The organism is Thalassoroseus pseudoceratinae, assembly GCF_011634775.1.
GTDB lineage: Bacteria > Planctomycetota > Planctomycetia > Planctomycetales > Planctomycetaceae > Thalassoroseus > Thalassoroseus pseudoceratinae.
Genome location: NZ_JAALXT010000006.1, coordinates 93,901 through 108,775, shown reverse-complemented (window position 1 = coordinate 108,775; position 14,875 = coordinate 93,901). Strand labels below are relative to the sequence as shown.

The following is a 14,875-nucleotide window of genomic DNA, read 5'->3' as shown; positions in this document are numbered from 1 at the left end:
ACAGCGGGTGAATTTCTGTGAAGGAATCCGCCCGTTATAACCCGCCTGAATGCCACACGCAAACCCGCACTCGCTTTCGACTTACCGTCGCGGGCCCCGTGATCGGATGAGCAACACGGTTGCCAATGCAATCGTTGCACTCACGATTCCCGCAGGAAGGATCCAAGGATTGGGTTCCTGCGACGAGTTGGCGACCATCGTCTCTTCCTGATCGTTCCAGTCCACATTTCGCGTAGGTTCCTGACCGACCAACCCTCGCGCGGACGGGTCGATCAGCAAATTCCGCGGCGATTCAATTGGCTCTGTTGGCAGTGGTGGCTCCGGGGCGGCTGGTGTTTTCGGAACGAATTCGATGATCGGCTTCTCGACTGCGGCGAACTCCGAAGCTTTGTCAAAGACCGATTCGGATTCATCGACTTGCTCAAGTGGAAGCTGAGCCGGGAACGGCGGTGCTTGGCTGGCTTCCGAACGGTCTGCGGGTTCGGCCTCCACTTCGATGGCAGAGCCCTGATTCGCTTGGACTCGTTGGGCTGCGAGAGGTTCCGCTAACAGACCAGGAGTCAACTCCCGACTGGCGATTTGTGGAGCCGTCGGCGGGGTTTGGAAGGGGTCCTTCGGCATCGGCTCCGGTTCTGTCTCGACCACTTGCGGCAGCGGTTGTGGAAAACCATCCGTGGGTGACGGGGCGTCATTCTCTGACGTCGGTGTCACCGGGGAAACCGGCTCGGTGGCAGGTTTCCAAGTGTATTCGAGTTCCGATTCCGATTCGCCGGGAGGCGTCGGCACTGCTTCACTCAAGATTGGTTTGTCCGCCGGCGTCTCGGTTTGAGCGATCTGGGTGGTCTGCTGACGTTTCTCCATCCGAGCCCGCAAATTGGCGACCATGTCGGCGGGTTTTTGTTCCTCCGGTCCGAAGAACACTCCAGAAGTGTCCACCAATTGCTGAGCTGCCATCGCCATTCGCAGGGCAATGGCGTATTCTCCTCGAACGGCTTCGGTGTTGGCAATTTGCATCATTTTGTCGATGCGTTTGCGGATCAATGCCGGGTCACTCGCCGGCGGTTTTTCAGCCATGCGGGAGCGGGCGTCTTCCTGCAACGCATTCTTCAAGTCAGCCAACGAGGATTCCTGCCGTTCCAGAATCTTCTTCGACGAATTCGGCTCGCCCGGCGTGACGACAGGCAATGTGTTCTCGGTTGAAGAAATCTCGCCGACTTCCTGCTGATGCTGAGCCAATTGTACCGCCGATTGTGATTCGGAATCGGTCGGTTCCACCGGCGGATTTTCGAAAAGCGTTTGCACAACCGGATCGGCGGTTTCCAGTGACTCGGCAGAGTTCGACGCGGTGGTCACGGCGTGACTATCCGTCGGGTTCGCTTGCATGCTGGGTTCGATTTGCATGTCGAGGAACGGATCTTTGCTGCAATCCATGGCATTCGGATCGCGATTGATCGATTCGACCATCGACTCAAACGATTCCGCCACGGCGTGCGGCGCGGACTTCAAGGTCGCCGAAGCGCGGTCGAAACCCCAAAACCTCGAAAATGCGGTCTGCCAAGGGCCGTGCAAATTGCTCGAGCATCCCGTGAGGCTGATCGAGACACCCGCTGCCAGAACGGCGACGCCATATCGCAAACGAAGACAGATTCCGAGATTCTTGCTCATGGACGTTCCTTGGGCAACGTGTCGTCGTTTGCGATTGAGGGATCTTCTGCGTGCTGGACCTTAGATGAGGACGCAGTCATTTCTAGTTCATCGTCGCGGTATACATCCTTTCGTGAGTCCGATGGTGTCGACTTGGACGGTTTTGACGATTCATCACATCTCTCTTCCGTAGAAGTTCGAGGTGGTCGCGGATTTCACTCAAGTTGATAGCAGTCATCGAGAAATCTGACCGGGAATTGACCGCAATTTGACCTCCGACAAACGGTCTTGGCGGGTTGAGCGAGTTGTGCTAGAAGCCAAGGGGCCAAATAGCGTGATGATGAACCGCTCGCATCCAGCGCATGACGCGAGCCAATATAGTTGGACAAGGAGGTCCTCATGGCAGGACGCGTAATTGGTGTCATTCCGGCTCGGTTGCAATCGACACGATTGCCAAGGAAATTACTGCTCAACGAAACTGGGAAACCGTTGTTGCAGTACACCTGGGAAGCCGCTTCGGCTGCGAAATCACTGTCCGAAATCTTGGTCGCAACCGACAGTATCGAGATTTCCGCCTGTGTGCGGCGGTTCGGTGGTCAGGTCGAATTGACCGCAAATCATCCGAGCGGAACCGATCGCGTCGCGGAAATCGCACGCCAGTTCCGTCCGGAAGCCGATATTCTCGTCAACATTCAGGGCGACGAACCGGAGATCGATCCGAACGCCATCGATCTTCTGGTCAAAACGTTGCAGTCGTCGCCGAGTGCTCAGATGGCGACACTCGCGACACCCATCACCAACAAAGCGGATTTGGAAGATCCCGGTTGTGTGAAGGTTGTCTGTGGGGCCGACGGTCGGGCATTGTACTTCAGCCGACTGCCCATACCCTACGTCCGCGATGGCAACACCGATGAACTTCTCAAGCACGATTCGCCTTGGAAGTTGCATCTTGGCATCTACGCCTACCGCCGAGCGTTTCTCATGCGGATGACGGAACAACCGCCGTCGCCGCTCGAACAACTGGAAAAGTTGGAGCAGCTTCGGGCATTGGAAGCCGGTGCGAACATCAGTGTGGCGACCGTGCTTCACAGAGCCGCCGGAATCGACACCCCGACCGACTATGCCCGCTTTGTCTCACGCCAAAAAGTGGCCGCCTGACTTGGCGACGGTGTAGGGAAGAGGGGCGTGAGTTGTCTTCGACTCACACCCCTTCATGCTCGACTTTCAAGATCTACGCGCCGTATTTTTCCAAGCGACCCGCGTGAGCGAGGGCGTGGAGCATGAGGTACTTCGCTTCGAATTGCCCCAAGCCGCCACGCAAACATTCTTTCTCGCCGAAGGCGGTCAAACCGTCGAATCGGGCGATGTCTGCGACTAACAATGTCGGCACCGGATGGCCGGAGTGGCTTTTCATCTTGCTCGGCGTGGAGTGATCGCCCGTCACGATGAGCACGGTCGGGTCGAGATCCATGATCTTCGGAATCGCCGCATCGAGTTCTTCGGTCCGCTGAACTTTCGCATCGAAGTTGCCGTCTTCGCCGGTGGAGTCGGTGTACTTGAAGTGGACGAAGAAGAAGTCGTAATCGTTCCAATTCGATTTCAAACACGCCATTTGGTCATCGAGTGTTTGACCCGCATCGAGTACATCCATTCCGACCAACCGAGCCAATCCGCGATACATCGGGTAAACCGCGATCGCACCCGGTTTGGTGCCGTAGACTTCCTCGAAGGTCGGAATCGGCGGTCGTTTGGCAATGCCGCGTAGAGTCAGGAAGTTGGCGGGGGCATCGTCTTTCAGAAGTTCGCGAGCCTGTTTCAGGAACTCGTTGGCAACTTCGACGGTCTTCAACGATGCCGAATCGCTGCTGTCGTTCGCTTGCGGATCGAGCGGCGGAACACCCGTGCGTTGTGGGTCGGTGTCAGCCAGATTGCCGCCAAGTCCTTCGGCTCGGAAGACAATGACCAAACGGTATTCCTTCACCGGTTTGACGAACACTTCCACGCCGGGAATCGTGATGGTGTCCAACTTCTCGCAAAGTTTGGCACCGATGTCGCTGGCGATCCGGCCGGCTCGTCGGTCGGTGATGTTGCCGTCATCATCGAGCGTGCAGAAGTTCCCACGGATCGCGACATCGTTCGGGCCGAGGTCAAAGTCGATGCCCAAAGCTTCAAGCACACCCCGACCGATTTGGTACTGCAACGGGTCGTAACCGAACAGCCCTAGGTGTCCCGGACCACTTCCCGGTGCGATTCCTGGCAACACGGGAGTGCTGAGCCCACTCACGCCGCGTGCGGCCAAAGCATCGAGGTTCGGCGTATTTGCGGTTTCGAGTTCGGTCTTGCCGCCCGGTTCCATCGGCAGTCCGCCGAGTCCATCCGCGACCAACAGCACAATTTTCGAATCGTTCTTGCGTTGCAGTTCTCGGGTCAGCGTGTGAATATCGGTCATGACGATGGTCCGTAGTCCGTCGGTGAAAAAGGCGCTTAAAATGACAAGGGGTCAACGCCGGATATCATGGCAACTCTTCCACAATTCGCAAGTCATCCGGTAACGGACAAAGCGAGTCGGTCAGCATGATCGGCGAACTTCTTACTCGCTGGACCGTTCGCATTGCGATGGCGTGTTACATCGGCCGCGTGACGTTGGACATCGCAGGTTGCCAATCCGAATCTGCCGCACGATGGAAACGCGGGTTGTGGACGATCGGTTGCGGCTGGTATTTGGTTCATGTCGCGTGTGCGTTCATGTTCTATCACAACTGGAGCCACGCCGCGGCCTACGAACACACCGCCAACCAAACCGCGACCGTCACCGGTTGGCATTGGGGCGGGGGACTTTGGATCAACTACGCTTTCACCTTCGCATGGATTCTTGATTGCATCGCCTGGTGGCGAACCGACCCCACCACCTATCCGAAACGCCGTTGGCTCAACATTCTCACCCAATCCATCTTTGGTTTTCTCGTCTTCAATGCCACAGTCGTCTTCGGCCCAGGTGGCTGGATCGCAATTGCACTCGGCGTTTTCGCATGGTGGTGTGTGTTGATCCGACGACGCCTCAGTCGCAAAGAAACATCGAACGTGTCGGCTAGGACAGGTTAGTCTTCCGTTTGTGTTTGCAGAAGTCGCGTTTTGGTGGCTTCTTCCGGTTTCAAGTGGGTGTCCATCCAACCGTACATGAGTTGACGAGATTCGTGGGCGACGGAGTGGCCCCGGCCGTGAACATAGAATGCAAAGTTTTCGGGGGCTTCTTCGAGTTCATAGACTTCCATGATCTTTGTTAACATCAAAACTCGTTGGCGTTGCGTTGGGCCGTGCCCGTCATTAAGTCCAGATAAGTCAAGAAACGCCCGGGGGGCTATTAGGGCAATGATCTCATGGAAATCAATCGGTGGCATCTCTTGTTTGAGGAGGCCTTCGCGGATGGGCTTGAAATAGATATACCAACGATCGCGAGACCAAGCGAGGACTTTAGGGTTATGTCGAAAGAATGACGCACCGCAATTGCAAGCCGCCGCTTTGATGCGGTTATCATAGGCTGCTAGGAAAATCGACCCGTGTCCGCCTAGTGAATGGCCTAGCACTCCAATGTTCTTATGGTCGACAAAATCAAGTGTCTCAAGAACATCAATCGCGATTGAATGTTCGTAAGTGAACTTTCCGACGGCTGTCCAGTTCGGGTGCTTCTTATGAAACTCTTCCGTTTCGTATGCACCCTTAGATGGCGTGCGATGTCCTGAAACAAAATGTTCTGGCGCGATGACAACATAGCCGCGACGGCACAGGTGATCGAGATACGCCTTGTCAGGGTTGTCAACGAGCCCCGCGACCCGCTTCTTGCCCATCGCGTAAGTGCCATGCAAGGCGACGATTGCCGGTGCTTTCGCTTTGACGTTCAAAGGAATGCCTAGATAGGCATGGGCTCGTTCATCAGATTCCACCGCGTAGCTAATGAGTTGTCTGCGGTAGATGCCTTCCACCTCAACATCTTCGTGAATCTCCAGGTCAAGGGGGGGCTTTTCTGGTTTGAATTGGTCGCGAATCAAGTCGAGATAACGTTGCTTGAGTTGACTCTGGCGTTTCTCCCAGTCCTCTCGTGACTCGATGCCTTCGGTTAAGTCGTCCCATGTTGACTGGATTTCGGGGACTTCAAACAACTCCGGTTGAATGCGGTTCTGTGCATTCGATGTTTGGGTGAGCGTGACTATCGAAAGTAGGGTTACTAAGATTCGTGTCATGACTTCGATACTCGGACGAATTCGGTTGGAAAGTTACGGAGAGACGCTGGCAGTGAAGGTGTCAGTTTATTGAGGGAGACTCGTCTAGGATAACAAGATGCGAGTCTGTCAAACTATAGAGCTTGAGTGAAGGTCAAGTGTTAAATGCGAGTTGGAGAGCTTTTAGGCTTTTAGGAATTCCCGTGAGAGGGTTCTCTTTGCCTTCGAACTCGAGTGAAACATAACCTTGATAGTTGTGTTGCTTTAGCATTTTAGCGATGCGGCGATAGTCGAGGTCTAACTCGTACCAGAGTCCGCCGCCGAAGTAGGTCTTGGCCTGAACGAGGACCGTCTTCGGTGCGAGTTTTACTAGACGATCGTAGGGATCTTCTAAGAAGTTGCCGGTGTCCATGGTGACTTGCAACCACGGGGAATCAATCGCATTAACAACTTTCATGACGCCCTCGGGAGTGCGGCCAAGTCCCCAATGATTTTCCAGTCCGAGAACCACACCGCAACGTTCGGCCGTCTTGAGACAGCGTTCTAAACCATCGATTACCCATTTGAATCCGTCTTCGTCGGTATAGCCTTCAATGGGTGGCTCGATCCCGCGATTCTTCATCAGGTCGTCAAAGTTCTTGCTCGTTCCCCATGTGCCAGTGTTGACTCGCATTGTGGGGATGCCGAGTTTGTAGCACAGCTCAATACAACGGATCGTATGCTCGACGTTTCGTGTTCGGTATTCCGGTTCGGGCCGGAGAAAACCTTGATGCGTGGAGAAACCGCATAGATCAATCGCGTTTACGAATGCGCGCCGCTTGAGTCGCTGCAGATAGGCATTGGATTCATCCGTCATCTGGCGATGAAGAATTTCTACGCCATCAAACCCCATCGCTGCGGAACGCTCGATGCATTCCTCAATGTCGCGAAGTTCCTGGTGCCGGAATTGCCAGAACGAATACGTGGAAATCGCGAAACGCTGATCGCGTTTTGTCGTGGCGGGGGCGTCGGCTGCGAGGGATACGGGGAGATTCACAAGCGGGGTCGAAAGACAAGCCGCGGTGGCGGTTCTGAGAAATGATCTTCGGTTCACAAATGGTTTCCTCGGTCGCGGGAGTTTCGAACAAGTCCGTGTCACGGGTTTCGCATTGAGCGGCGGTTCTCCTCCATTCTGTCGAGACCGTTTCGCAGTTGCCAGCGAGGCGGTTGGCTTTGCCGGACTAGATGTCCAAGACATGCCGACTTTCCACAATTATATTTGTGAGAACTTCGGATATTCGACAAGAATGTCCAGAATTGGAGATCGGTCTTGACGGATTTTCGGAAATCTTGAGAATTCGCTCGGATTTCTCTCAAGTGGTCCTGGGCTGGAAGCCGGGGGCAAGAATGAGCAGAGCCGTTTCAAGGCTTTGCTTGAGAGGGTGTGTTGACATAACTCGCTGTGTTGTCGCTGCTTGCGACATCATTCGCCGAAGTGTGTCCAATGATTATCCACCATGGAGGGTGCCTCTGATGAAGCGTTGGCTCTGTCATTTCACGATTTTCGCTTACCTCTCGTGTTTGGGGTGGGGGATTGTCTCACACACATTGGGCGTCGGTACTTCGGTGCATCCGGCGATGTACTATGTGGTGTGGGATATGTTCTGCGGTTGGTCCGCTTGGTCGGCCCGCACGCATATCGTGGCGGAAGGCGAAAGCGGAGCCTATTACGCGGTCACACCGACTCCGTGGGGGCAGTACCATCCGTATGGCGATTTGCCACGTGAGGACTACGATCCGTGGCATCATCATTGCTACACGATTGCTCAAAATGTCTTAAAGCACACCGAGCATGAGCCGATCACGCGGATTTTTGTGGTCGAGGAGTTGTGGGCCAAGAAGTACAACATGCCCGAGCCGATTTGGCAGCGACACTTCGAAGAACCCAAAGAACGCTACAGTTACTATAATTTGCGGTTTGCCTTCGATCCTCAAGGCACGGTGCTTACGCAGAACGCGAACTGGCTTAACCGTCAGCACGCGTTGGTGATGTCGTCCAATCCGAAGCTGCGACAAGACTTCCAGAAGGATCGGTCGTTCTTGGTTTCGCCCTCCAACTACACAGTGACGGAGCCGGCTCCGATGTCGACATCGGCCCCATGGGACTTCTCACTTCGGCAGTAGGAAATTGTTTCGGGATGCAAGCACTGGTGATTCCAGTGACACGCGAACGTAGATTCTCCCTCCAATGACTCTCGCTTGATGCAGGATGCCCAAGCTATGAAGTATGAACCTCCTGAAAAGAAACCGAAGCTCCGCGATCGTATCAACGACTTCTTCTACGCCGAAGAAGTGCCGTTCAGCTTGGCATTGATTCGGATCGTGATGCCGTTGGTGCTGATGGTCCCGTTGTTGCCGCGTTGGCCGCACGCTCGGGAACTTTACTCGCTGGACGGAGCACCGGCTCCGCTTTGGGATTCCTACAGTCATTACGGGATGCTCCCAATTATGCCGGGAGCGGTCGTGGTGTTGATGCACTCGACGATGATCATCTCGTTCCTGACGGCGGCGATCGGTTGGTGCACGCGAGCGTCGTTGATCACGGCGACCATCTTGTTCACGTACCTCAATCTTTGTGACTCGATCAGCACGATCACAAAATACTCCGTCGTGGCGACGCACGTTCTGTTGTTGCTGAGTTTCTCGCAATGTGGGGCGGTTTGGTCGGTGGATGCGTGGCTGAAACGCCGTCGTCGTTCCAATTGTCCGGGAATCGAAGGATTGGATCAGCCCCGTTCGGCAGTTTGGCCTCGTCGTTTGATTCAGCTGATGATTGGGATTGTCTACTTCGGTGCTGCGGCAACAAAAATCCACACGCCCGCGTTTTTCAGCGGCGATCAAATGATTCAGTGGATGCGAACTTACATCAATCATCAGCATCCGCTGGGTGATTGGTTGGCCGAGTTTCCGTTGCTGGTGATCATCTCCGCTTACGTCTCGATTACTTGGGAAGCGACGTTTCTCTTTCTGTCTTGGCGAGGGTTTGGCCGCGTCGTGATGATCGGGTTGGGCGTCATCTTCCATGCGATGACGTACTTCTTACTCGGCTTGCACGTCTTTCCTTTAGTGTGCATTACAGTCTATCTCAGCTTCCTCAGCGAAACCGATGTTCGTCGAATGGCGGCTTGGTTTCGGCGTGTTCGGCGTCGATTGGGATTGCTGGCGAAGCGATCGGTTGCCCAGCCGACCTGGGCGTTGTCGGCTGAAGAAGTTGCTCAACGAGTTTGGCAAGGTCGCACCGCTTGGGTGGGCACGTTGATTGTGCTGGCTTCGTTCGGGCTTCTCCTCGAGCACTGGCTGGATCCGTATCAGAAACGGGGCCCCGATGGACCCAAACAACTTGCGGAATTGGATCCTCAGGTTGTTCGGCATATGCTCGCTCCCAGCGAAGCGATTCGCCCGACCGACAAGGTGTACTCATTCGACTTGGGCGGACAAATGGTGGGAGAGCATTTGCTGGCTCAAAAACGGGAGTTTCGACATGGCGAAGCACTGATCGCCCAAGCCAACTTCATTCCACCACACGGTGATTTAGCATTGACCTGTACGCTCGAGGATGAGTTCGGTCATGCGATTGAGCGGATTCACGTCACGATGGAACGCGAGCGGTTTCGGGCTCACTTCTTGTTCCCGGTTCAGCTGGCTTATGCTCCGGGGAACTACGAAGTGGTTCTGAGTACCGGGGGCCAAGAGATGGCTCGGCGACCACTCCGAATTGTCGATGGACCTGCCGTCGTCATGACCGGGCGTTGAATCGGTACCTCGAAGCCGAAACGGATTGGAATGCGGTTGTGTGATTATGAGACATCGCCCAGGACGTTGGGCGATGTCTTTTTTAACGTCTTACGTGTCGTCAGCGGGGCTATTTGGTGGTTAATTCCAGTGTGATTGGTGTTTCGGATTCCGTGACGGTCGTCGTGAGTTGACTGTTGTTCGGATCGCTATACATCCTCGGAAGAGTTTCGGTAGCTGGAGATTCAATTGGTGGCGTGTCATCATCGGCTGGAACCGGGGAGCCGTCCGGCATCATTCGTCGGCTGACTTGGACTCGGTATTCACCGGCCGGTGCTCCCTGTCCACCTCGGTTGTATTGAAGTTCGAATTTTCCTTCCGCGTCCGTTCGGGCAAATCCACCAACACCTGGGGTGTCGCCGATGGGGAACAACTTGATGTCGGCGTCGGCAAGAGGTTCGGAGTTTAACGTCACGATTCCGGTGACGGGAAGGACTTCCGGGCCTTCGTCACCCGAGCCACCACAACCCAAAGTGAGGGCCAAACCGGAAAATAACACAAGCCAGGACACAGGTTTCATGGTTGGAATGGGTCCTCGAAAGATGGATGAAATGCAGGTCCCCCGATGATCCACGAAAGCCGTGGATTCGGGGGGATTGAGATCAGAACAAGAATCAGAACTGGCACAGAACTTATGGAAGTTCAACAACCGTCCCGTCACCCATGCGGGCCAACTGGACCAGGGTGGTGTTGCTGACGTTCTCGGAGATGAATCGCACCGAACCGTCACCCATTGCGAAGTGGCATCCGCCGGGATGGAGACTTCCGGCTTGACCCCAGCTATTCAGGTTTCCGAGCTGTGGTCGTCCGGTGCTGGTGGGAATGTCCCAGACGTTGAGTCCGCCGTTCGGATCAACACCCGATTGCACCCAACCCCGGTATCCCCAGGGGTTGGGCTCACCATTGGCAACTTCCAACGTCGTTTCGCCGACCATCAGGGTGTTGGTTGTTCCGTCCGTCACGTCTGCCACGCGTGTCGTGCTGTTATGACCAAACATGTAGCGGCTTGCTCCGGCGTTCTTCCAGTAATTGCAGTTGCCAAGGATGCTACGAGATGAAATGAAATCGTAACAAGTCTTGGCTCCACCGGGGCTTACGGTCACGCCGTAGTGGTAGCCCGTTCCGAGGTGGGTACGGCCGGGATCGGACGGGCATAGCAGGGCGTCGATTAAGGTCGTCATGGCTTGTGCGTTGACGGCTGGGTCTCCCGCAAGTGTCCCGTTGGTGTTACCGGAGTAACTGCAGCAACCGCCGCCTTCAAATCCTTGGTGGGCATGCAGGCTATCGATACTCTCAGCCAAATTGTTTTGCTCGATGTAGGGCAACAAAAATGAAAGCCCGTTCGCATTCGTGATATAATCGTCGCCAGCCCCGGTACACCAGCCGTATCCCACACCAGCTGGCGGGAACTTGCGGGCGGTGTCGTGGTAGTTGTGCAGAGCGATCCCGAGTTGTTTCAGGTTGTTCCGGCATTGAGTTCGACGAGCCGCTTCCCGGGCTTGTTGAACCGCAGGGAGAAGCAAGGCGATCAAAATCGCGATGATCGCAATGACCACCAACAATTCAATGAGCGTAAATCCGCGTCGAGGGACGTGCTGCGAACGTTGCATAGGACTTCCATAAGAATAGAGTCAAAGAGAGTTCACTCAGACATAAAGCAATACCGATGCCAATTCCCTCAATGTACACAAGTGTGGCCTCTGAACAAGGCAAAAGTTTCTTAAGACAGGCGGTGGTAGGGACTTGCAGGCCCCTAAAAATCTTCATTAGCAATCTCAGACATGCCCGAACATACTTGCAGTGATGACTTTACGGGCAGTGATGCCCTGAAATTAGGCTGAGGGTTCGCGTGATTTCGGTATCAAGAAAAAGTTTCGATCGGTTGGAGTTGATAGGCTGAAATGAATTCACATTGACACGCCGAAGGAGAGAGCATGGCCGACTTGGAAGCTGAACGGACCCGAAGTGCCGGCATCACACCGTGGTGGAATGCTGCTCCCGTCCGTGTGCGAGAAGTGCTGACTTTGTTGGTCACGGTGGCGATTGCCGATGCGACGGTCTATCACGGCCATGGGTATTTCGGGGTGGCGGTGTTGTTGGCGGCGTTTCCAGTGCTGCTAGCGGTTGGCTCACCGAGACCACGGTTCGGACTGGATTTCATCGTGGCAACGACCATGTTGCTCGTCGCCGCCATTCGCCTGGCGTGGTTGGGATCGGTCGGTTTGTTGCTTGCGGGATTCGCGTTAGTGGTTGTTGTTGGAATGACCCTCGCAGGGCGACTCCCGTTCTTTGCCCAGTTCTTTCAGTATCTTGTGCAGATATTGCCCGCCGGTTTGCTTGGACTGATTCAATACGGGGCCAGACTCGGTCAGCCGAAATTGGGGGTCTCGCGATCTGGGGGACTCGGTGTTGCGTTGCCGGCGATGGCCGTCCTTGTGTTTGGCGCGATCTTCGTGATGGCGAATCCCGATTTGGCGGAACTGGTCGGAGGCAACCTCTCCCGATTCGTCGAGTGGTTTGGAGATTCCTTCTCGAGTTTTCTTCCGAAGCCATTACAAGTGGTTTGGTGGGGCACTGTTGCTTGGTTCACGGTCGGGCTTTGGCGGCCACTTCCGTTCACGTTACCGGTCGTAGATTCGCTCGAACCGACGGAGCAAGAATCGTCTGAAAGCACGGACCAGTCGGTAAACCAACTCTATACGGCGTACCGCAATACATTGGTGGCGGTCATCATCCTCTTTGCGTTGTATCTCGTCTTTGAGTTCCGGACGTTGTGGTTCCGCGAATTCCCAGATGGTTTTTACTACTCCGGCTATGCTCATCAAGGAGCGGCTTGGTTGACATTCGCGTTGGCCCTAGCAACGGTTGTTCTCTCCATGGTTTTTCGTGGACCCGTCTTGCAGGATCCTCGCTGCCCGAATCTACGGAAATGGGGGTGGGTGTGGTCTGTGGAGAATGGTTTGCTCGCGATGGCCGTCTTCAACCGACTTGGGATCTACATCCAATTCAATGGCATGACGCGAATGCGAGTTGTCGGCGTGCTTGGCATCTGTTCCGTGATTGTCGGGTTTTTGCTGGTCTTGCGAAAAGTGACCCAGAATGCCAGTTTCCTTTGGCTATTAAGACGACAACTCTGGACGGTGTGTTTCTTCATTTGGCTGTACCTTGTATTGCCGGTCGATATGTTAGTTCACACGGCCAATTCCCGATGGGTGCTCGCGGGGCATCCGGCACCGGCGGTGCAAATCAGCGAACACCCTCTGGATGCCAGCGGGCTTTGTGCCATTGCACCACTCTTGAACTGCGATGATGCGATTATCCGAGATGGCGTTCGCGCGATGTATGCGCAGGCAGCTGAGACGTCATTCGGTTATCGGTCCTCAAGAACAGCATCATCACGTCCGCAGCATTGGACCGCTTGTCAAGGTGCCAAAGTGTGTCTCGCTGCACGTTTGCAAGAAACAAAACCGCTATGGGAACCTTTCCTCGATCAACCGCTTAGGAATGCCGCTCTTCATCGTTTCCACTACTACACAATGCAATGGTGGTAGTCGGCACGGAATGGGGTTCGTCGGGAGTGACTAGGAATCCCAACGCCGTCGCTGCATAATCTGAGTGTTGGACCAGTGACTCCGTGTCTCTCTCCTGAACCACTTGCCACGATGGAACTACTGATGAAGTCGATACTAGCAACGCTGTTACTTGTGACATTGGCAACTCAAAGTTTTGCCGAGGAACTGAAGACTCTCAAGGATGTGCCATACGGGACCCACCCTCGGCAAGTGTTAGATTTCTATCCAGCGAAATCCGATCAACCGACGCCCGTGGTTTTTTACATTCACGGCGGTGGTTGGCGAGGAGGTGATAAGAAGACGAATCCGAAGGCGTTTTTGCAGAACGGGATTTCTGTGGTGGCGATCAACTATCGCTATGTTCAAAATGCCGTCCAAGACAAAGTCATTCCGCCGGTAAAAGCTCCGTTAGAGGACGCGGCCCGTGCATTACAATTCGTGCGATCAAAAGCTAGCGAATGGAACTTGGATAAAAAACGCATTGGGGCGACTGGCGGGTCGGCCGGGGCGTGTTCATCTCTTTGGCTAGCATTTCATGATGACTTGGCCGACCCAGACAGTGATGATCCCATCGCCCGTGAGTCGACTCGCCTCTATTGCGCGGCCGTCAACGGAGCCCAGGTGTCTCTCGATCCAAAAGAACTCCGTGAATGGATGCCCAACTATCGCTATGGTGCACACGCATTCGGTTTACCGAATATCAATAGTTTGATCGAGAACCGAGAAAAAGTTCTGCCTTGGATTCAAGAGTACTCGCCGATTGAGCACGTCTCCAAAGACGATCCGCCGATCGCACTATTCTATCGTGGGGAAGTTCCGGTCGTTGGTGCGTCTCCGAAAGATCCCACACACTCGGGAATCATGGGCGTCAAACTCGCGGAACGCCTCGAAGAAGTGGGTGTAGATGTGGTGCTCGTTCACCCCGGTCAAGAACATGAGAAATATTCGAATTCGACAACCTACTTGATTGATCGGCTGAAGAAGTAGCTATTTTAGTCGTCTTAGCGGTATTGATCGCGCGAGCGGTGAGATCGACTAGACCAAAGCTCGTTTTGGTCTAGTCTGGAGACTCGAAAACGGAATCTAGCAATTTGCTGGTTTGCAGAATGGTTCATGTCGACATAAGGGTTTTGTTGTGGCTACGATCGAGAAGGCAATTGAGATCGCTGCGAAAGCGCATTCGGGAACGAAGGATAAAAGTGGTGTGCCATACATTCTGCATCCGCTTCGTGTCATGATGGGTGTGGAAGGTGAGGCGGCTCAGATCGTAGCGGTGTTGCACGATGTGGTGGAAGATACGTCGGTGACTTTGGACGATATCCGCGCCGAAGGCTTTCGCGAAGAAATTGTAGAAGCCTTGTCGCTTGTGACACATGAGTCGGATCAGTCCTACGCCGAGTATGTCATCGCCTGCAAACCGAATCCGATTGCTCGGGAAGTGAAGCTCTCGGATCTTCGCGACAACTCTAGTCTTGAACGAACATTATTGCGTCCCGATATTATCGACCGGGATACCATCCGCATTCAACGCTATATTCTTTCCTATCGGTATCTGACTGATAGCATTTCAGAGGAAGAGTACCGATCACTAATGCAGGATCGTGAATAGAT

General features: G+C 54.4%; 13 protein-coding genes. 7 read left to right on the top strand and 6 right to left on the bottom strand.

The window, feature by feature from the left end:
* Window positions 1-81 precede the first annotated feature (81 nt).
* Window positions 82-1,665, bottom strand: a complete 1,584-nt coding sequence (locus tag G6R38_RS21020; protein WP_166830751.1) for a hypothetical protein — start codon at window positions 1,663-1,665, stop codon at window positions 82-84.
* A 378-nt stretch (window positions 1,666-2,043) separates the two neighbouring features.
* Here G6R38_RS21020 and kdsB point away from each other — a divergent pair, with 378 nt between their 5' ends.
* The gene (gene kdsB / locus G6R38_RS21015) at window positions 2,044-2,802 is read left to right on the top strand and encodes a 3-deoxy-manno-octulosonate cytidylyltransferase (protein ID WP_166830750.1); all 759 of its coding nucleotides are present in this window, start codon (window positions 2,044-2,046) and stop codon (window positions 2,800-2,802) included.
* A gap of 73 nt (window positions 2,803-2,875) precedes the next feature.
* Here the strand turns inward: kdsB and G6R38_RS21010 are convergent, their stop codons facing one another.
* Window positions 2,876-4,093, bottom strand: a complete 1,218-nt coding sequence (locus G6R38_RS21010) for a 2,3-bisphosphoglycerate-independent phosphoglycerate mutase (protein WP_166830749.1) — start codon at window positions 4,091-4,093, stop codon at window positions 2,876-2,878.
* Between the two features lie 125 nt (window positions 4,094-4,218).
* On the opposite strand from G6R38_RS21010, the gene G6R38_RS21005 reads away from it, so the two are divergent.
* Window positions 4,219-4,746 carry a hypothetical protein gene (locus G6R38_RS21005; RefSeq protein WP_166830748.1) on the top strand — a complete coding sequence of 176 codons (528 nt, stop codon included), beginning with the start codon at window positions 4,219-4,221 and terminating at the stop codon, window positions 4,744-4,746.
* On the opposite strand, the gene G6R38_RS21000 is transcribed toward G6R38_RS21005, so the two are convergent.
* Together G6R38_RS21000 and G6R38_RS20995 are read right to left on the bottom strand one after the other, a co-directional pair.
* Complete coding sequence (locus G6R38_RS21000; protein WP_166830747.1) at window positions 4,743-5,882, bottom strand: dienelactone hydrolase family protein; 1,140 nt, start codon at window positions 5,880-5,882, stop codon at window positions 4,743-4,745. The genes G6R38_RS21005 and G6R38_RS21000 overlap by 4 nt on opposite strands.
* 133 nt (window positions 5,883-6,015) lie before the next feature.
* Complete coding sequence (locus G6R38_RS20995) at window positions 6,016-6,954, bottom strand: sugar phosphate isomerase/epimerase family protein (RefSeq protein WP_240928320.1); 939 nt, start codon at window positions 6,952-6,954, stop codon at window positions 6,016-6,018.
* Window positions 6,955-7,373: 419 nt separating this feature from the next.
* Here G6R38_RS20995 and G6R38_RS20990 point away from each other — a divergent pair, with 419 nt between their 5' ends.
* Both G6R38_RS20990 and G6R38_RS20985 read left to right on the top strand, forming a co-directional pair.
* Window positions 7,374-8,024, top strand: a complete 651-nt coding sequence (locus tag G6R38_RS20990; RefSeq protein WP_166830745.1) for a hypothetical protein — start codon at window positions 7,374-7,376, stop codon at window positions 8,022-8,024.
* A 96-nt stretch (window positions 8,025-8,120) separates the two neighbouring features.
* A complete protein-coding gene (locus tag G6R38_RS20985; RefSeq protein ID WP_166830744.1) occupies window positions 8,121-9,653 on the top strand; it encodes an HTTM domain-containing protein in 1,533 nt (510 codons plus the stop codon).
* A 109-nt stretch (window positions 9,654-9,762) separates the two neighbouring features.
* On the opposite strand, the gene G6R38_RS20980 is transcribed toward G6R38_RS20985, so the two are convergent.
* Together G6R38_RS20980 and G6R38_RS20975 are read right to left on the bottom strand one after the other, a co-directional pair.
* On the bottom strand, window positions 9,763-10,212 hold the full coding sequence (locus G6R38_RS20980) for a DUF4198 domain-containing protein (RefSeq protein ID WP_166830743.1): 450 nt from the start codon (window positions 10,210-10,212) through the stop codon (window positions 9,763-9,765).
* A 112-nt stretch (window positions 10,213-10,324) separates the two neighbouring features.
* A complete protein-coding gene (locus G6R38_RS20975; RefSeq protein ID WP_166830742.1) occupies window positions 10,325-11,302 on the bottom strand; it encodes a DUF1559 domain-containing protein in 978 nt (325 codons plus the stop codon).
* 324 nt (window positions 11,303-11,626) lie between these two features.
* On the opposite strand from G6R38_RS20975, the gene G6R38_RS20970 reads away from it, so the two are divergent.
* From G6R38_RS20970 to G6R38_RS20960, 3 genes are all read left to right on the top strand, one after another.
* Window positions 11,627-13,243, top strand: a complete 1,617-nt coding sequence (locus tag G6R38_RS20970; protein ID WP_166830741.1) for a DUF4153 domain-containing protein — start codon at window positions 11,627-11,629, stop codon at window positions 13,241-13,243.
* A gap of 123 nt (window positions 13,244-13,366) precedes the next feature.
* Window positions 13,367-14,251, top strand: a complete 885-nt coding sequence (locus tag G6R38_RS20965) for an alpha/beta hydrolase (RefSeq protein WP_166830740.1) — start codon at window positions 13,367-13,369, stop codon at window positions 14,249-14,251.
* Window positions 14,252-14,468: 217 nt separating this feature from the next.
* Window positions 14,469-14,873, top strand: a complete 405-nt coding sequence (locus G6R38_RS20960; RefSeq protein WP_206028658.1) for a hypothetical protein — start codon at window positions 14,469-14,471, stop codon at window positions 14,871-14,873.
* The last annotated feature ends 2 nt before the right edge of the window (window positions 14,874-14,875 follow it).